This window comes from Streptomyces cyaneofuscatus, assembly GCF_000718135.1.
In the GTDB taxonomy this organism is placed as follows: Bacteria; Actinomycetota; Actinomycetes; order Streptomycetales; family Streptomycetaceae; genus Streptomyces; species Streptomyces cyaneofuscatus.
In genome coordinates this window covers 105,973-122,869 of record NZ_JOEM01000021.1, presented here as the reverse complement: position 1 = coordinate 122,869, position 16,897 = coordinate 105,973, and the positions used below count along the sequence as shown (strand labels likewise).

The 16,897-nt window shown below is 71.9% G+C and carries 15 protein-coding genes; 5 read left to right on the top strand and 10 right to left on the bottom strand.

The window, feature by feature from the left end; genetic code table 11:
- Positions 1 to 52: 52 nt before the first annotated feature.
- The 5 genes from IF17_RS0129295 to IF17_RS0129275 form a co-directional block, all read right to left on the bottom strand.
- Positions 53 to 1,090, bottom strand: a complete 1,038-nt coding sequence (locus tag IF17_RS0129295) for a substrate-binding domain-containing protein (protein WP_030572206.1) — start codon at positions 1,088 to 1,090, stop codon at positions 53 to 55.
- A gap of 80 nt (positions 1,091 to 1,170) precedes the next feature.
- Positions 1,171 to 2,223: an ABC transporter permease gene (locus IF17_RS0129290; RefSeq protein WP_030572202.1), complete on the bottom strand. Its 1,053-nt coding sequence runs from the start codon at positions 2,221 to 2,223 to the stop codon at positions 1,171 to 1,173.
- Positions 2,220 to 3,743 (bottom strand): sugar ABC transporter ATP-binding protein, encoded by a 1,524-nt coding sequence (locus IF17_RS0129285; RefSeq protein WP_030572200.1) that lies wholly within the window; start codon positions 3,741 to 3,743, stop codon positions 2,220 to 2,222. Before IF17_RS0129285 ends, IF17_RS0129290 begins: the two co-directional genes overlap by 4 nt.
- Before the next feature lie 292 nt (positions 3,744 to 4,035).
- Positions 4,036 to 5,217: an ROK family transcriptional regulator gene (locus IF17_RS0129280; protein WP_018513416.1), complete on the bottom strand. Its 1,182-nt coding sequence runs from the start codon at positions 5,215 to 5,217 to the stop codon at positions 4,036 to 4,038.
- A 148-nt stretch (positions 5,218 to 5,365) separates the two neighbouring features.
- On the bottom strand, positions 5,366 to 6,325 hold the full coding sequence (locus IF17_RS0129275) for a beta-ketoacyl-ACP synthase III (protein ID WP_030572197.1): 960 nt from the start codon (positions 6,323 to 6,325) through the stop codon (positions 5,366 to 5,368).
- A 267-nt stretch (positions 6,326 to 6,592) separates the two neighbouring features.
- Here IF17_RS0129275 and fdhD point away from each other — a divergent pair, with 267 nt between their 5' ends.
- Positions 6,593 to 7,435, top strand: a complete 843-nt coding sequence (gene fdhD / locus IF17_RS0129270) for a formate dehydrogenase accessory sulfurtransferase FdhD (protein WP_030572195.1) — start codon at positions 6,593 to 6,595, stop codon at positions 7,433 to 7,435.
- Positions 7,436 to 7,522: 87 nt separating this feature from the next.
- On the opposite strand, the gene IF17_RS0129265 is transcribed toward fdhD, so the two are convergent.
- From IF17_RS0129265 to IF17_RS0129255, 3 genes are all read right to left on the bottom strand, one after another.
- A complete protein-coding gene (locus IF17_RS0129265; protein WP_030572192.1) occupies positions 7,523 to 7,741 on the bottom strand; it encodes a helix-hairpin-helix domain-containing protein in 219 nt (72 codons plus the stop codon).
- Between the two features lie 81 nt (positions 7,742 to 7,822).
- Entirely contained in the window at positions 7,823 to 8,872 is a 1,050-nt protein-coding gene (locus tag IF17_RS0129260; RefSeq protein WP_030572189.1) for a bile acid:sodium symporter family protein, read from the bottom strand.
- Between the two features lie 134 nt (positions 8,873 to 9,006).
- Positions 9,007 to 10,098 carry a hypothetical protein gene (locus tag IF17_RS0129255; protein WP_051884159.1) on the bottom strand — a complete coding sequence of 364 codons (1,092 nt, stop codon included), beginning with the start codon at positions 10,096 to 10,098 and terminating at the stop codon, positions 9,007 to 9,009.
- A 279-nt stretch (positions 10,099 to 10,377) separates the two neighbouring features.
- Here IF17_RS0129255 and IF17_RS0129250 point away from each other — a divergent pair, with 279 nt between their 5' ends.
- From IF17_RS0129250 to IF17_RS0129235, 4 genes are all read left to right on the top strand, one after another.
- Entirely contained in the window at positions 10,378 to 11,259 is an 882-nt protein-coding gene (locus tag IF17_RS0129250; RefSeq protein ID WP_030572181.1) for a LysR substrate-binding domain-containing protein, read from the top strand.
- A 355-nt stretch (positions 11,260 to 11,614) separates the two neighbouring features.
- Positions 11,615 to 13,414 (top strand): AMP-dependent synthetase/ligase, encoded by a 1,800-nt coding sequence (locus IF17_RS0129245; protein ID WP_030572179.1) that lies wholly within the window; start codon positions 11,615 to 11,617, stop codon positions 13,412 to 13,414.
- A 98-nt stretch (positions 13,415 to 13,512) separates the two neighbouring features.
- On the top strand, positions 13,513 to 14,349 hold the full coding sequence (locus IF17_RS0129240) for an aldo/keto reductase (RefSeq protein ID WP_030572176.1): 837 nt from the start codon (positions 13,513 to 13,515) through the stop codon (positions 14,347 to 14,349).
- 89 nt (positions 14,350 to 14,438) lie between these two features.
- Positions 14,439 to 14,912, top strand: a complete 474-nt coding sequence (locus tag IF17_RS0129235; protein WP_030572173.1) for an RICIN domain-containing protein — start codon at positions 14,439 to 14,441, stop codon at positions 14,910 to 14,912.
- 18 nt (positions 14,913 to 14,930) lie between these two features.
- Here IF17_RS0129235 and IF17_RS0129230 read toward each other — a convergent pair whose 3' ends face one another.
- The gene (locus tag IF17_RS0129230; protein ID WP_030572170.1) at positions 14,931 to 15,860 is read right to left on the bottom strand and encodes a class I SAM-dependent methyltransferase; all 930 of its coding nucleotides are present in this window, start codon (positions 15,858 to 15,860) and stop codon (positions 14,931 to 14,933) included.
- Between the two features lie 20 nt (positions 15,861 to 15,880).
- The gene (locus tag IF17_RS0129225; RefSeq protein WP_030572167.1) at positions 15,881 to 16,846 is read right to left on the bottom strand and encodes an AraC family transcriptional regulator; all 966 of its coding nucleotides are present in this window, start codon (positions 16,844 to 16,846) and stop codon (positions 15,881 to 15,883) included.
- Positions 16,847 to 16,897 lie beyond the last annotated feature (51 nt).

Below are 16,897 nucleotides of genomic sequence, written 5' to 3'. Positions count from 1 at the left end.
GTGTGCGGTAACGGGCCGGGGGACGCGCTCGCCGCGCCCCCCGGAGACCCGGTCAGTTGAAGCCCGTCGGCAGGTACTGGTCGATGTTGTCCTTGGTCACGACCGCGGAGTACAGGGTCAGGGAGGTCGGGATCTCCATCTCGGCCAGGCCGCTGACCCCCTTGGACTGGCCGAGCGCGCGCGCCAGGTCGATCGCGGAGGCGGCCATCGTCGGCGGGTAGAGGACGGTCGCCTTGATGACCGAGTTGTCGGCCTTGATGGCGTCCATCGCGGACTTGGCACCGGCGCCGCCGACCATGATGAACTCGTCGCGGCCCGCCTGCTGGATGGCGCGGAGCGCACCTACGCCCTGGTCGTCGTCGTGGTTCCACAGGGCGTCGAACTGCTTCTGCGCCTGGAGGAGTTGGGCCATCTTCGCCTGGCCCGACTCGACGGTGAAATCGGCGGCCTGACGGGCCACCAGCTTGATGTTGGAGTAGTTCTTGAGCGCGTCGGCGAAGCCCTGGCTGCGCTGCTTGGTCAGCTCCAGGTTGTCGATGCCGGCGAGCTCGACGACCTTGGCGTTCGCCTTGCCCTTGAGCTGTTCGCCGATGTAGTGACCGGCGTTGAGGCCCATCCCGTAGTTGTCGCCGCCGACCCAGCAGCGGTACGCCTGCGGGGAGGCGAAGATGCGGTCCAGGTTGACGACGGGAATGCCCGCCTTCATCGCCTCCAGGCCGACCTGGGTGAGCGCCTTGCCGTCGGCGGGGAGGATGACGAGGACGTCGACCTTCTTGTTGATGAGGGTCTTGACCTGCCCGATCTGGGCGGCGGTGTCGTTGGAGCCCTCGGTGATCTCCAGCGTCACCTCGCTGTACTTCTCCGCCCGCGACTTGGCGTTCACGTTGATGGCGTTGAGCCAGCCGTGGTCGGCCTGCGGTCCGGCGAAGCCGATGGTGACGGGCTTGCCGGGCTTGTCGTCGGCGGCGGGCTGGCTGTTGCCGGCCGGCTGCGCGCTCTTCGGCTCGTTGCTGGTGCAGGCGGTGAGGAGGGCGCCCGTGGAGACGGCGGCGGCTCCGAACAGCAGCCCTCTGCGGCTGGTTTCTGGCATGGCGGTCTGACCCTTCATCCGGTGGGTTGCGTGCGAAGTGCGGCTCTTGGAGACGGAGTTGCTGGGGCTGGGCGGGTTGCTCAGGTTTCGCCGCCGCGCAGGGTGCGGCGCTGGACGAGGACGGCGGCGACGATGATGGCGCCCTTGGCGATCTGCTGGACGTCGCTCTGGAGGTTGTTGAGCGCGAAGATGTTGGTGATGGTGGTGAAGATCAGGACGCCGAGGACGGAGCCGACGATGGTGCCGCGGCCGCCGCTGAGCAGGGTGCCGCCGATGATCGCGGCGGCGATGGCGTCGAGCTCGTACAGGTTGCCGTTGGTGTTCTGGCCGGAGCCGGAGAGCACGATCAGCATGAAGGCGGCGATGCCGCAGCAGAGCCCGGAGAGCAGGTAGAGGTAGAGGCGCTGGCGGCGGACGTCGATCCCGGCGAGCCGGGCCGCCTCCGCGTTGCCGCCGACGGCGACCGTGCGGCGGCCGAAGGTGGTCCGGTTGAGGATCAGCCAGCCGATGACGGTGACCGCCGCGAACATCATGACCAGCGGCGGGATACCGAGGAAGTAGGAGTCCGGCAGGCCGAGGCTGAGGACCGAGTCGACGGTGACGATCTGTGTCTTGCCGTCGGTGATCATGAGGGCGAGGCCGCGCGCCGAGGCGAGCATGGCGAGCGTCGCGATGAACGGGACCATCCCGCCGTACGCGATGAGCACACCGTTCACCAGTCCGGCGGCCAGGCCGACGACCACGGCCGTGAAGGCGATGCCCGCGAAGCCGTACTCCTGGGTGGCGAGCGTCGTCGCCCAGACCGAGGCGAGGGCGACCATCGCCCCGACGGAGAGGTCGATGCCGCCGCTGGTGATGACGAAGGTCATGCCGACGGTGACGACCCCGATGACGGAGGCCTGCGTCAGGATCAGCTGGAGGTTCCCGGTGTCCAGGAACGCGTCCGGTTCGGTGATGCCGCCGACCAGGACGAGCGCGGCGAGGACACCGAGCAGGGACAGGATCCGGACGTCGAGCCGCAGCCCGAGGCCGGGCTTCCGGCCGCCGGTCTTCACCGGGGGCGTGTCGGCGGGGCCGGTGAGGGCCCCCTTGTCCGGCCCGTTGTGCTGCGCCGACGGGGCGGGCTGTGTCATGGCGTCGGGCTCCCTTCCATCACGAGGTCGAGTACGCGGTGCTCGTCGAGCTCCTGGGCGGGGGCCGTGTGGACGACCTGTCCCTCCCGGAGCACCAGCACCCGGTCGGCGAGGCCCAGGACTTCGGGCACTTCGCTGGAGACGAGCAGGACGGCGAGGCCTTCGTCGGCCAGCCGGCGGATCACGGCGTAGAGCTCGGCGCGGGCGCCGACGTCGACGCCGCGGGTGGGTTCGTCGAGCAGCAGGACCCGGCAGCCGCGCAGCAGCCAGCGGGCGAGGACGGCCTTCTGCTGGTTGCCGCCGGAGAGGGTGCGGATCGGCGTGTCCGGGTTGTCCGGCCGCAGGGACAGCTCGCGGGTGGCCTGCTGCGCGGACCGCCGCTCGCCGCCCCGGTCGATCCAGCCCGCCCGGGCGAACCGGGAGAGGGTGGAGACGGAGACGTTACGGGTCACGGACTCGGTCATCAGCAGGGCCTGGGCCTTGCGCTCCTCGGGGGCGAGGCCGATCCCGGCGGCGACGGCGGCACGGACGCTGCCGGGCCTGAGCTGCTTGCCTCCGACGGTGACGGTCCCGGTGCTCGCCTTGCGGGCGCCGTAGATCGTCTCCAGGATCTCCGAGCGGCCGGAGCCGACGAGACCGGCGAGGCCGACGATCTCACCGGGCCGCAGTTCGAGGTCGACGGGCGCGAACTCGCCCTTGCGGGAGAGGCCTTGGACCCGCAGGACGGGTTCGGTGGTGTTCACGGCCGCCTCGTCCGGGCGCGGCGGGAAGACGTATTCGACATCGCGGCCGGTCATCATGGCAACGATGTCGCGTGTCGGGGTGTCGGCGGCGGGGAGCCCGACCGCCACCGCCCGGCCGTCCTTCAGCACGGTGACCCGGTCGCCGATGCGGCGGATCTCCTCCAGCCGGTGCGAGATGTAGACGACGGCGACCCCGTCGGCGGTCAGGCTGTCGACGATCCGGAAGAGGTTGTCGACCTCGTCGGGGTCGAGCGCGGCCGAGGGCTCGTCCATCACGATGAGCCGTACGTCGTGGGAGAGTGCCCGCGCCATGGAGACGATCTGCTGCTGGGCGGCGGAGAGGGAGCCGACCGGCCGTGCGGGGTCGATCTCCGGGTGACCGAGCCGGGCCAGCAGCGCCTTCGCCGCCGAACGCCCCTCCCCCGTACGGACGATGAAGCCCGCACTGGTCGGCTCGTGGCCGAGGAAGACGTTCTCGGCCACGGACAGCCCCTCCACCAGGTCGAGTTCCTGGTAGATCGTGGCAATTCCCAGGCGCATGGCGGCGATCGGGGACTTGAGGCGCACGGGCTCGCCGCGCCAGGTGATCTCGCCGTCGTCGGGCTGGTGGGCCCCGGCGAGCACCTTGATGAGGGTGGACTTGCCCGCGCCGTTCTGGCCGAGGAGGCAGTGGACCTCGCCGGCCTGGACCTCCAGGTCGACGCCGTCCAGGGCGCGTACGCCGGGGAAGGACTTGGTGATGCCGGACATGGTGAGCAGGGGTGGTTCTGGTGCCATGACGAAATCCCCTCGGCGAATGGGTTCTCCCCGGCCTCGGCGGGTGCCGGGCGTTCGGGGAGGGCCGGTGAGCGGGCAGGGCGCAGGGCTGGAGGTGCCGTGGAGCCGGCGGCATCACGAGCGGCTGCTGACAGGGGGTACGTACGTGAGGCGTACCTGACCAGTGCGGTGGTGCGTACGGAACGGGCGAGGTCGTGCGTACGGAAGGGGCAAGCGGTGGTGCGTACGGGGCGGGAAGCGGTCGTGCGTACGGGGTCGGCGGCGGCGCGGGCGCCGTTCACCGGTCCCGTGGTCAGGCCGGTGAGAAGAGGTGGTCGCTGATGAGGCGGGCCGCGCCGATCACTCCGGCGGTGGGGCCCAGCTCGCCCAGCACGATGGGGAGGTTGCCGGTGGCCAGGGGCAGGGACTGCCGGTAGACCTGGGTGCGGACACTGGCGAGGAGGTTGTGACCGAGGCCGGTGACCCCGCCGCCGATCACCACCAGACCGGGATTGAAGAAGCTGACCAGGCTCGCGATGACCTGGCCGAGCCGGTTGCCGCCTTCGCGGATCAGGTCGAGCGCTGCCGCGTCCCCGGCCGCCGCGGCGGCGGCCACATCGGCGGCGGTGAGGCGTCCGGCCGCCTCCAGCCGGACCGCGAGCTCGGGTGAGCGGCCCTCACGGGCGGCGTCCTCCGCGTCACGGGCCAGGGCGGCCCCGCTGAAGTGGGCTTCCAGGCAGCCCTTGTTGCCGCAGGCGCAGGCCCGGCCGTCCGGCTCCACCTGGATGTGCCCGATGTCCCCGGCGCTGCCCGTCGTACCCCGGTAGACCTCACCGCCGACGACGATCCCGCAGCCGATACCCGTACCGATCTTGACGCACAGGAAGTCGCCCACGGAACGGGCGACGCCCGCGTGCTGCTCCCCCATCGCCATGAGGTTCACGTCGTTGTCGACCATGACGGGGCAGCCCAGATCCTGACTGAGCGCCTCGCGGACCGGGAACCCGTCCCAGCCGGGCATGATCGGCGGCGCGACCGGCACGCCCTCGGGGAAGCGGACGGGGCCGGGGACCCCGATGCCCGCGCCGTCGAAGCCTTCGGCGAGGCCGGAGGCCCGGAGCTTGGCCGCCATCGCCAGGACCTGCTCGAAGACCGCGACCGGGCCCTCGCGCACGTCCATCGGCTGGTTCAGGTGGCCCAGGACCTCCAACTCCGCGTTGGTGACGGCCACATCGATGGAGGTGGCGCCGATGTCGACCCCGAGGAAGCGCAGTTCGGGGGCGAGCCGGATGTTGTGCGAGCGGCGCCCGCCACGGGATGCGGCGAGCCCGTCGGCCACGACCAGGCCGGTCTCCAGCAGCCGGTCCACCTCGACGGCGAGCTTGGAGCGCGAGAGGTCGACCTGGTCACCCAGCTGGGCACGGGAGTTGGGGCCCCCGTCGCGCAGCAGCCGGAGCAGCCGCGCCTGATGCGCGTTCGCGGGTCGTGCCGTCATACGTCTCACGCGTCCCTCCCCGCCACATCCGGCCAGTCCGTCGGGCTTTCGAGGGGAACGTAGCAGCGCTTTCCCGGAGTGGGAAGAAGTTGCGCAGGAATCGGCCCCAACTTTCTCCACACTCAGGACAAAGCCTGCGCAGCCGTGGTCAGGGGCAGCGGATGACCTGTCCGGCGTACGAGAGGTTCCCGCCGAAACCGAAGAGCAGCACGGGCGCGCCGGAGGCGATCTCGCCGCGCTCCACGAGCTTGGAGAGCGCCATCGGGATGGAGGCGGCGGAGGTGTTGCCGGAGTCGACCACGTCCCGCGCGATGACCGCGTTGACCGCGCCGATCTTCCGGGCCACCGGCTCGATGATCCGCAGATTGGCCTGGTGCAGGACGACGGCGGCCAGGTCCTCCGGGGTGATGCCCGCCTTCTCGCAGACCTTGCGGGCGATCGGGGGCAGCTGGGTGGTGGCCCAGCGGTAGACGGACTGGCCCTCCTGCGCGAAGCGCGGCGGCGTCCCCTCGATCCGTACGGCGTTGCCCATCTCCGGCACCGACCCCCACAGCACCGGACCGATCCCGGGGCCGCCCGGGGTGTCGGGGGCGGACGGATCGGCGGTGACGACGGCCGCGCCCGCGCCGTCGCCGAGCAGGACGCAGGTGGTGCGGTCGGTCCAGTCGGCGATGTCACCCATCTTGTCGGCGCCGATGACCAGCGCCCGGGTCGCCGCACCGGCCCTGATCGTGTGGTCGGCGACGGCCAGGGCGTGGGTGAAGCCCGAGCAGACCACGTTGATGTCCATCACGGCGGGTGACCCCATGGAGAGCCGGGCCGCGACCCGCGCCGACATGCTCGGGGAGCGGTCGATCGCGGTGGAGGTGGCCACCAGGACCAGATCGATGTCCGAGGGCTGGAGGCCGGCGGCGGCCAGCGCCTTGGCACCGGCGTGCGCGGCCAGCTCGTCGACCGGCTCGTCGGGGCCGCCCACGTGCCGGGTCTTGATGCCGACCCGGCTCGTGATCCACTCGTCGCTCGTGTCGACCATGGCCGCCAGGTCGTCGTTGGTGAGCACCTTGGCGGGCTGATAGTGGCCGAGCGCCACGACACGTGAGCCGGTCATACGGGTTCCCATCGTTACGTAGGGCAGGAAACACCCAGTCTTGGTGGCTACCGTTCGGTACGGGGGCACGTGATCCCACAGGAAACCGGCCCACACGTTGGAGCATTGACAACAGCCTCACCTGCATGCTCCCCCCGACCGTCCGTTCGGGTGTCCTGCACACGCGGCGGAGACGCCGTACCGCGTGTGCAGGACAATGACAGGGCCAGGCTCCGGCCCGACCCACGGCCGGCAGCTCCGCACACCGACAGAATCGGGTTCAGCCACATGGGACGGGTCACCGAGCGCCGCCGCACCCTCCGTATCCGGGACGGGGCCGTCTCCTCCCGCGCCGACACGCTCGTCGCGGAGGAGCCCCTGGAGATCCGGCTGAACGGAAAGCCGCTGGCCATCACGATGCGCACGCCCGGTGACGACTTCGCGCTCGCCGCCGGGTTCCTGGTGAGCGAGGGCGTGATCGCCGAGGGCGGTGAGGTGCAGTCGATCGTCTACTGCGCCGGGGCGACCGCCGACGGCGTGAACACGTACAACGTGGTGGACGTGCAGCTCGCGCCCGGTGTCGTGGTCCCCGACATCACGCTGGAGCGGAACGTCTACACCACCTCCTCGTGCGGCCTCTGCGGCAAGGCCAGCCTGGACGCCGTGCGCACCACCACCCGCCACCCCGTCGGTGACACTCCCCCGGTCCGCGTCACCCCCGAGCTGCTCGCCGTCCTCCCGGACCGGCTGCGGGCCGCGCAGAAGGTGTTCGACCGGACCGGCGGGCTGCACGCGGCGGCCCTCTTCTCGGAGGAGGGCGAGCTGCTGGACGTACGGGAGGACGTGGGGCGGCACAACGCGGTGGACAAGCTGGTGGGCCGGGCGCTGACGGACGGGCGGCTGCCGCTGTCGCGGGCGGTGCTGCTGGTCTCGGGGCGGGCCTCGTTCGAGCTGGCGCAGAAGGCGGTGATGGCCGGGATCCCGGTGCTCGCGGCGGTCTCGGCGCCGTCCTCGCTGGCGGTGGACCTGGCGGCGGAGAGCGGGCTGACGCTGGTGGGGTTCCTGCGGGGGCCTTCGATGAACGTGTACGCGGGTGAGCACCGGATCGCGCTGGAGGCGGGGGTCCACTGAGCGGCGGGCGGGACGGGGTCCACCGAGCGGCGGGCGCGGCGGGGTGCACCGAGCGGCGGGGCGCGGCGAGGTCGTCCGTAGGCTCACTCACTCACCGGCGAAGGACAGCCCCTCGGCCGCCAGCGCCTCGCGCAGCACCCTGATGGCTTTCGGGCCGACCCCGTGCAGCGCCAGCACCTCCGCAGCCGTCACGTCGGTGAGCTGGGCGAGCCGGGTGTAGCCCGCGTGCCGCAGAGCGCCGCGGGCCGGGTTGCCCGCGCCGTGCGGAAAGTCGTCCCCGGGTTCGGCGGCGGCCCGGTCGGTCATGGCGGTCCTCCAGATCAGCGACGGTCAGCCGCAACCAGCGGCGGTCAGCAACGGTCTGCGGCGGCCGGCGACGGTCGGCGGCTATGACGTCACCGTAGCCGCCGGGTGTGACAACGGCCCGGCATCGGACCCGGCCGGGTCCCGCACCGGCTCCGGGTCCCGCGAGCGCCGCTTGGCGATGACCGCGCAGACCATCAGCTGCATCTGGTGGAAGAGCATCAGCGGCAGCACGGCGAGGCTCGCGTGCGCCCCGAACAGCACGCTCGCCATCGGCAGCCCCGCCGCCAGGCTCTTCTTCGACCCGGCGAACTGGATGGCGATCCGGTCCTCCCGGCCGAAGCCGAGCCGCCGTGCCCCGTACCAGGTCAGCGCGAGCATCACGGCCAGCAGGACCGCCTCGGCCGCGAGCAGGGCGCCGAGCCGGGCCGGGGTGACCTGGCTCCAGATACCGGCGACCATCCCCTCACTGAACGCGGTGTAGACGACCAGCAGGATCGAGCCGCGGTCCACCAGGCCGAGCACCTTCTTGTGCCGGGTCAGGAAACCGCCGACCCAGCGGCGCAGGAGTTGTCCGGCGAGGAACGGCACGAGCAGTTGGAGCACGATCTTCAGCAGCGAGTCCGCCGAGAACCCGCCGCCGGCCGAGCCGAGCAGGAGCGCGGCCAGCAGCGGCGTGAGGAAGATGCCGGTGAGGCTGGAGAAGGAGCCGGCACAGATCGCGGCGGGCACGTTGCCCCGGGCGATCGAGGTGAAGGCGATCGAGGACTGGATCGTCGACGGCACCAGGCACAGGAAGAGGAAGCCCGCCTGGAGCTCCGGCGTCAGGACGAACGGCACCAGCCCCTTGCTCGCCAGCCCCAGCAGCGGGAAGACGAGGAACGTGCAGGCCAGGACGGTGAGGTGGAGCCGCCAGTGCTTCAGCCCGTCGAGCGCCTCGGCGGTGGAGAGCCGGGCCCCGTAGAGGAAGAAGAGCAGGGCGACCGCCGCGGTGGAGGCGCCGCCCGCCACGTCGGCGGCTGTGCCGCGCGCGGGGAGCAGCGCGGCGAGGACGACCGTGCCGACCAGCGCCAGGATGTACGCGTCGACCGGCAGCCAGGACGGCAGGGTGAGGGTGCGGCGGCGGCTGCTCATGAGCTCCACGTGATTCTTCGGCTCGCTGGTGGACCCCACCATCCTGCCCGCCGTCCGGCGATCGGGAATCCCTCACACCGCTCTCACTGTCATCACGGAACGCGATAAACCTCCGGGACCCGCTACGGCCACCCTCAGGAGCGGCTGGCGGTGGCGCAATCGTCGTCCTTGACCGTTGTGCCGCCACCCGTGTCGAGCGGCTTGCTGCGGTCGTACGGGTCGATCCGGCGGTCCTGGTCGGCGTGCTGGCCCTCGGCGGTACCGAACGGCGGCTCAAAGTAGCCGGTCGGGGCGGAGCAGCCGCCGTTGGTCATGTCGAGCGTGTAGGAGACGAGCGACATCGTGCCCGGTTCCGTGATGACCTCGGCCGGATCGTCCCAGCTCATCACCACCTCGCGCCGCACGATCGTGCGGACGACCTCGCCGTCCTCTCCGCTGTCGGCAGCCGGGGTCACCGGGTACACGAAAGTGACGTCCGCCGTCACCTCGACCGCCCCGCGCTTCCCCTCACGGTACGTGAGCCGGCCGCGCGTCTTGACCACGTCACCGACCGGCCGGGCCCGCTCCGGCCGGAAGCGGCTGAACAGGAGCAGGGGATCGGTCGTGTCCGTGGGCGTCTTCGACGAAAGGGCGGTACGGACATACTCCTGGACATCCTTCTGGTGCGGGTTCAGCAACTCGATCGCCTCCGAGGGCCGCTCGCCGCGCAACACTCCCGGGTCGAGCCCCGCGGCCACCAGGAAGTCCCGGCTCTGTTGCAGCGCTCGCTCGACCTCAGCGGCCTTCATCCAGCCGGTCGCCCGGGCCGGCGGCACCGTGATCCCCGCCGCTCCGTCCGCCCAGCGCGCGGCGGGCGAGCCCCGGAAGGGTTCGGCGAGGGTGGGGCGTCGATCCGGCTCCGCGCCGGGCGCTTCCCCCGGGCGTTCCGACTCGGCCGCCAGCGGCGTTCCGTCCTGGGCGCTGTCATCGCCGACGAACCAACCGACCACCTGCTGCGGGAAGAGCGCCACGACCAGGAGGGCCGCGGCCGCCACCATGCCGGTCACGTACCACCCGGTCCGGCGCCGGTGCCGGGCCGGTGTGTACGTACGCCAGCCCTCGGCCGGTCCGGGATTCTCCCGCAGCCGCCGTTCCACCTCACGGGCACGCGCCGACGGCTCCACCGGGGCCCCGGCCGCACCCGTCACCGATTCCTGGAGGAACCGCTCCCACTCCTCGTCGGACACGGACGACCCGTCCTGCCCGCCCTGTCCCCCGGCCCCGTTCACTGCGCACTCCCGTTTTCTCGCGTATGCATGTATGGGCGTAGGCGTGTTCTTCGCCGACGTCCGACGGCCCGATCCCCCCGGCCGTCCCGTCAGTTGACTGGCATCGGCTCATCAAGAGCCGCCCGCATGATCGCATATGCATGGCCCCGTCCCGCCGGCCGGTGGGCCATCTGCCGGGCCGCGCGCCGACCGCCGGGCGCGGGCGTGACAGGTGGCGGCAGAACCTAACGTGGGGCCGTGGACACCTCCTACGACCCGGCCCAGCTGCGTACCTTCCTCGCCGTCGCCCAGACGCTGAGCTTCACCCAGGCAGCCCGGCGCCTCGGGATCCGGCAGTCCACGGTCAGCCAGCACGTCCGGCGGCTGGAGGAGGCGACCGGGCGGCAGCTGTTCGCCCGGGACACCCACCGGGTCGACCTGACCGAGGACGGCGAGGCCATGCTCGGTTTCGCCCGGACGATCCTCACGGCACACGAACGGGCGGCTGCCTTCTTCGCGGGCACCCGGCTGCGCGGCCGGCTCCGTTTCGGGGCGTCCGAGGACTTCGTACTGACCCGGCTGCCGGAGATCCTGGAGTCTTTCCGCCGCGACCATCCGGAGGTCGAACTGGAACTCACCGTGGAGCTGTCCGGGACCCTGCACCGGCAGCTGGAGGCGGGCCGGCTGGACCTGGTGCTGGCCAAGCGGAGGACGGGCGACACGCACGGCGAGCTGGTGTGGCGGGACGCGCTGGACTGGATCGGCGCCCCGCAGCTGCGGATCGATCCGGAACGCCCGGTGCCGCTCATCGTCTTCCCGCCGCCGGGCATCACCCGGGCCCGCGCCCTGGAGGTGCTGGAGGAACACGGGCGGGCCTGGCGGATCGCCTGTACGAGTACGAGCCTGAGCGCCCTGGTCGCGGCGGCGCGGGCGGGTCTGGGCGTGATGGTGCACTCGCGGGGGCTGATCCCGCCGGGGCTTGTGCCGGTTCCGGCGCGGGCGGGGCTGCCGGAGCCGGGCGGCGTCGACTTCGTCCTGCTGCACGGGGACCGGCGGGGCGCGGTGCGGGAGGCGGCGGACGCCCTGGCGGCGGCGATCCTGGCGGGCGGGGACCGGCTGCACCGGGGTGGCGGAGGATGACCCGCACCGGCCGGCCGCGGCGCGTCATCCGATGACCCGCACCGGCCGTAGCGGTGCGTGACCCGGCGCCCCGCACCGACCGGTAGCGGCGCGCATATGCCCTCGTACCGCCAGAGACCGGGAGTGATCACCTCGGTCGGATTCGGTGGAGATTTGGCCGCGAGCCGCTTACGCCTCCGTCAGAAGTGCGCCCGAGCCTTGCCCATCTGGCCGGATTTCGACGGTTGACCTCGGTGAATGCCCTGCTTTACGCGGGGTTCGGACCCTCCCGCCGGGTCCCCGGTTGGGGTAGCGTCGCGGCGCTGTGCGGAGCGCCACGAGGAGCAGGTCATTGCGTGAATTCACTGTCCCACCCATGGCTGCGCCGCCTCAAGTCGGCGGTCTGGCCGACGCGGTCTTCGACTACGCGGAGGACGATCCGCAGCGGGTCGCGCTCGGCCGCAAGGACGCGGGCGGGCAGTGGCGGGACATGACCTCGGAGGCGTTCCGCGACGAGGTGCTGGCCCTGGCGAAAGGGCTGATCGCGCACGGGATCCGGTTCGGGGACCGGGTCGCCCTGATGTCCCGTACGCGGTACGAGTGGACGCTCTTCGACTTCGCGATCTGGTCGGTCGGGGCCCAGTCGGTGCCCGTCTACCCGACGTCCTCCGCCGAGCAGGTCCACTGGATGCTGCACGACGCCGAGGTGGTGGCGGTGATGGTCGAGCACGAGGACCACGCGATGACCGTCGGCTCGGTGATAGACCGGCTGCCGCACCTCAAGCGGCTCTGGCAGCTGGACGCCGGTGCGGTGGACGAGCTGGTCGGTGCGGGCGGGATGGTCGACGACGAGGTGGTGCACCGGCACCGACGCGCGGTGACGCCCGAGTCCGTGGCGACGGTGATCTACACCTCGGGCACGACGGGCCGCCCCAAGGGCTGTGTCATCACGCACGCGAGCTTCATGTTCGAGAGCGACACGATGGTCGCCCGCTGGGAGCCGGTGTTCCACTCCAAGCCCGGCGACGAGGCGGCCACCCTGCTCTTCCTCCCGCTGGCGCACGTCTTCGGCCGGATGGTGGAGATCGCGGCGGTACGGGGACGGGTGAAACTCGGCCACCAGCCGGAGCTGTCGGCGAACGCGCTGATGCCGGACCTGGTGACGTTCCGGCCCACCTTCATCCTGGCGGTGCCGTACATCTTCGAGAAGGTCTTCAACGGCGCCCGGCGCAAGGCCGAGGCGGAGGGCAGGGCCGGGCCGTTCGACAAGGCCGTGGACATCGCGGTCAAGCACGCCGAGGCCCTGGAGCAGAAGGCCTTCGGCCTCGGGCCCGGGCCGTCCGCCGGGCTGCGGATGCAGCACCAGTTCTTCGACAAGGTCGTCTACAAGAAGGTCCGCGACGCGATGGGCGGCCGGGTGCGGCACGCGATGTCGGGCGGCTCGGGCATGAACCGCCGGCTCGGCCTGTTCTTCGCGGGCGCCGGGGTGACCGTCTTCGAGGGGTACGGGCTGACCGAGTCCACCGCGGCGGCGACCGCCAACCCGCCCGAGCGCACCCGGTACGGCACGGTCGGGCTGCCCATCCCCGGGACGTCGGTGCACATCGCGGACGACGGCGAGGTGTGGGTGCACGGCCCCAACGTCTTCTCCGGCTATCTGAACAATCCGGCGGCGACCCGGGCCACTCTTGAGGACGGCTGGCTGGCCACCGGGGACCTCGGTTCGCTGGACGAGGACGGCTATCTGACGATCACCGGGCGGAAGAAGGAGATCCTGGTGACCTCCGGCGGCAAGAGCGTCTCGCCGGCCGGCCTGGAGGAGCGGGTGCGGGCCCACCCGCTGGTCGCCCAGTGCATCGTCGTCGGCAACGACCGCCCGTACATCGCAGCCCTGGTCACCGTCGACCAGGAGTCCGTCGACCACTGGCTCACCATGCAGGGCCGTACGCCGCTCGCCCCCGCCGACCTGGTGCGCGACCCGGACCTGGAGATGGAGGTCCGGCGGGCGGTGGTGGCCGCCAACACGGCGGTGTCACAGGCCGAGTCGATCCGTACGTTCCGGATCCTGGCCCACCCGTTCACCGAGGAGCACGGGCTGCTGACGCCCTCGCTGAAGCTGAAGCGCAAGGCGATCGAGACGGCGTACGGGGTCGAGGTCGACGCGCTCTACCACTGACCGCATGCGCCGATTCTGGATCATGGGGCGGGAATGCCTGGGCGTGCCCGTTCGTTGTCCTCGGGAGTACCAACCGACAACGTAAGGATCGACCGCTCGTGAGCCAGGTCCCCTCCATCACCCTCAACAACGGCCTCGAAATGCCGCAGCTCGGTTTCGGTGTCTGGCAGGTGCCGGACGACGAGGCGGCGAAGGCGGTCGCGAAGGCCATCGAGTCCGGGTACCGGTCCATCGACACCGCCGCGATCTACAAGAACGAGAAGGGCACCGGCCGGGCCATCGCCGCCTCCGGTGTCCCCCGTGACGAGCTCTTCGTCACCACGAAGCTGTGGAACAGCGAGCAGGGGTACGACAGCACCCTGCGCGCCTTCGACGCCTCGCTGGACAAGCTCGGCCTGGACTACGTCGACCTGTATCTCATCCACTGGCCGGTCCCGGCCAAGGACGCGTACACCGACACCTACCGGGCGTTCGAGAAGATCTACGCCGACGGCCGCGCCAAGGCGATCGGTGTGTCGAACTTCCACCCCGAGCACCTGAAGCGGCTGCTGGCCGAGACCTCCGTGGTCCCCGTCCTCAACCAGATCGAGCTGCACCCCCAGCTCCAGCAGGCCGAGGCCCGCGCCTTCCACGCCGAGCACGGCATCGCCACCGAGGCCTGGTCGCCGCTGGGCCAGGGCAAGGGCCTCCTGGAGGTGCCCACGGTCGTGGCCATCGCCCAGAAGCACGGCCGCACCCCCGCCCAGGCCGTCCTGCGCTGGCACCTGCAGACCGGCAACATCGTGATCCCGAAGTCCGTGACCCCGTCGCGGATCGAGGAGAACCTCGATGTCTTCGGCTTCGAGCTGGACGCCGACGACCTCGCCGCCTTCGCGGCGCTGGACGAGGGCAAGCGGCTCGGTCCGGACCCGGCGGAGTTCAACCTCGGCGCCTGAGCGTCAGGTTCGTCCGGCGCCCCCACCGTCACATCGGTGGGGGCGCCGTCGGTCGTTCGACAGCCATACGTTCCGGGGGAGAGAGCAAGATGAGCAGCGATCCGGCGCCCGTCGTCGAGGCGGGCACGTACCGCCTGCGCAATGTGGGCAGCGGCCTGGTGCTGGAGGTGTACGGCGCGGCCAAGGGCAGTGGCGCCCGGGTGCAGCAGGGCAACGACGACGGGACGGCCGCCCAGCAGTGGCAGCTGTCCCCGGTGCACGAGGGCGCGGCCCTCTACCACCTGGTCAACGCGCACAGCGGGAAGCGGCTGGACGTGGCGAACGCCCACACGGAGAACGGTGTCCGCATCCAGCAGTGGAAGGCGAACAACTTCGGCGCCCAGGAGTGGCTGATCGAGCAGCATCTGGAGGCGCCGGGGACGGTGACGCTGGTGAGCTTCATCAGCGGACTCGCCATGGAGGTCGCCGACCGTTCGACCGAGGAGGGCGGGACGGTCCAGCAGTGGGAGGACACCGACTCCCCCTTCCAGTGGTGGCAGTTGGAGCCGGTGTCGCCGTCCTGACGGCGACCGGGGGGCGCGTCAGTCGCGGCGGCCGAGATGGACCGTGCGGGCGGTGAGCAGGTAGACGTCGGACCGGTGGTGGACCCCGGCCGGGTCCTCGGGGTCCAGCAGCCGTTCCAGTACGGCGCGGTCCTCGGCGTCGAGCAGTTCGCCGAAGACCTCGTACTCCCGGGTCAGCTTGGTGATCACATGCTCGCGGGCGGGCGCGGAGAGCGGGGCGGGCAGGTCCAGCAGGAAGCTGCGCGTGCCCTGCGGGGTCAGTCCGACCGCCGTGATCAGGGCGCTCCAGTCCTCCGCCTCCCGCTTGGAGTCCGGGAGTTCGGTCCGCATCCGGTCGAACCGGGCGGCGGAGGCCGCGTCCATCCGGGCCTCGAGCCCGGGCCGTCCGATGCCGAGGTCCCGGGGCAGCCGCCGGGTGGGGAGCCCGCCCTCCAGGAGCGCCACGGTCCCGCCGGGGCGCAGGAGACCGGCGAAGCCGGCGAGGGCGGCGCGCTGGTCGCCCATGTGGTGCAGGGAGTTGCCGGCCCAGATGAGATCGGCCTCACCCAACCGGTCTGCGTCCTGCGGGAGTCCGGCTTCCAGGGTCCTTACGCGGTCGCTCAGGCCGAGGCGCCGGGCGCGGGCTTCCGTCCGCTCCAGGAGGGCGGGCGTGGGGTCGACGGCGACGACCTCCGCCTCGGGGAAGACCTCGGCCAGCAGACAGGTGACGACGCCGGGGCCGCTGCCGATGTCCAGTACCCGGCGCACCTTCGGCGCGGTCGGCAGGGCGGCGATCCAGCGGGCCGCCTCCTCGTACGGGCCGCTGTTGAGTTCGGCCTCCTGCTCCAGCATCGGGCCCATGACGTCCCAGTCGAACTCCGTGCCCGCGCCTGCGGCGCCCGGTCCGTGGCGGTGGGTGTGGGCGTGGTTGTGCGCGTCGTGGTGGCCGTGTCCGGCGTGGCTGCTCATGGCGCCACCCTCACCGGAGGTCAGCGTTCGGGCAAGTTCTGTTGCCGCTCCGGCAAGTTGCCGCGGTACTCCTGCGGGCTCACTCCCCGGACGCGCTTGAACGCCGTGCTGAACGCGAAAGGGGCGCTGTAGCCGACCTTCCGGCCCACCGCCTCCACCGTGGCGTCGCTCTCCCGGAGCAGGTCGGCGGCGAGCGCGAGCCGCCAGCCGGTGAGGTACGCCATCGGGGGCTCGCCGACGAGTCCGGTGAAGCGGCGGGCGAGCCCGGCCCGCGACACCCCGGCGCGGGCGGCGAGCGAGGCGACGGTCCAGGGGTGCGCCGGGTCGTCCTGGAGGAACCGGAGCGCCGGCCCGACGACGGGGTCGCTCATGGCCCGGTACCAGGCGGGGGCCTCGGCTCCCGGCCGGGAGAACCAGCCGCGCAGCACGGCGATGAGCAGCAGGTCGAGCAGCCGGTCCAGGACGACGTGCTGCCCCGGCTCGTCCTGGGCGATCTCCGCGTCGAGCAGCCGCAGCAGCGGCCCGGTCCGGGCGTCGGCGGGGAGCCGGAGCAGCGGGGGCAGGGCGTCGAGCAGCCGGCGGCTGATCTCGCCGTCCATCAGGTAGGTGCCGACGAGGACCGCCGTGGCGCCGTGGGCGGCGTTGCCCCAGGTCCGTACCCCCAGCACCATCTCCTGGGAGAGCGGCTGCCCGTGGAGGGTGGTGCAGAGGCCGCCGGGGCCGACCAGGGCGCCCGGGTCGGTACCGGGGGCGTCGGCGACGGTGTACGGGTGGGGGCCGCGGACCACCGCGATGCCGCCGGGCACCAGGCGGACCGGCTCGGCTCCCTCCGGCGGGACGATCCAGGCCGCGCCCCGGGTGACCGACATCAGGCAGACCGGGGCGCGGTCGGCGACCCGTACCGCCCAGGGCGGCTCCATCACCATGCGCAGGAGGAAGGCGCCCCGCGCCCGCGGCCCGTCCAGGAGTCCGGCGAGAGCGTCCATGCCCGACAGCGTAGACGCAGGCGGAGGGAGCTGAGCTTCTCGACGATGTTC

What these genes read in the sequence shown, in the direction of transcription:
- IF17_RS0129225 (WP_030572167.1), bottom strand. Translation starts at nt 16,846, where the DNA reads ATGGACGCTCTCGCCGGACTCCTGGACGGGCCGCGGGCGCGGGGCGCC.
- fdhD (WP_030572195.1), top strand. Translation starts at nt 6,593, where the DNA reads ATGGGACGGGTCACCGAGCGCCGCCGCACCCTCCGTATCCGGGACGGG.
- IF17_RS0129285 (WP_030572200.1), bottom strand. Translation starts at nt 3,743, where the DNA reads ATGGCACCAGAACCACCCCTGCTCACCATGTCCGGCATCACCAAGTCC.
- IF17_RS0129230 (WP_030572170.1), bottom strand. Translation starts at nt 15,860, where the DNA reads ATGAGCAGCCACGCCGGACACGGCCACCACGACGCGCACAACCACGCC.
- IF17_RS0129275 (WP_030572197.1), bottom strand. Translation starts at nt 6,325, where the DNA reads ATGACCGGCTCACGTGTCGTGGCGCTCGGCCACTATCAGCCCGCCAAG.
- IF17_RS0129295 (WP_030572206.1), bottom strand. Translation starts at nt 1,090, where the DNA reads ATGCCAGAAACCAGCCGCAGAGGGCTGCTGTTCGGAGCCGCCGCCGTC.
- IF17_RS0129235 (WP_030572173.1), top strand. Translation starts at nt 14,439, where the DNA reads ATGAGCAGCGATCCGGCGCCCGTCGTCGAGGCGGGCACGTACCGCCTG.
- IF17_RS0129265 (WP_030572192.1), bottom strand. Translation starts at nt 7,741, where the DNA reads ATGACCGACCGGGCCGCCGCCGAACCCGGGGACGACTTTCCGCACGGC.
- IF17_RS0129280 (WP_018513416.1), bottom strand. Translation starts at nt 5,217, where the DNA reads ATGACGGCACGACCCGCGAACGCGCATCAGGCGCGGCTGCTCCGGCTG.
- IF17_RS0129290 (WP_030572202.1), bottom strand. Translation starts at nt 2,223, where the DNA reads ATGACACAGCCCGCCCCGTCGGCGCAGCACAACGGGCCGGACAAGGGG.
- IF17_RS0129260 (WP_030572189.1), bottom strand. Translation starts at nt 8,872, where the DNA reads ATGAGCAGCCGCCGCCGCACCCTCACCCTGCCGTCCTGGCTGCCGGTC.
- IF17_RS0129245 (WP_030572179.1), top strand. Translation starts at nt 11,615, where the DNA reads ATGGCTGCGCCGCCTCAAGTCGGCGGTCTGGCCGACGCGGTCTTCGAC.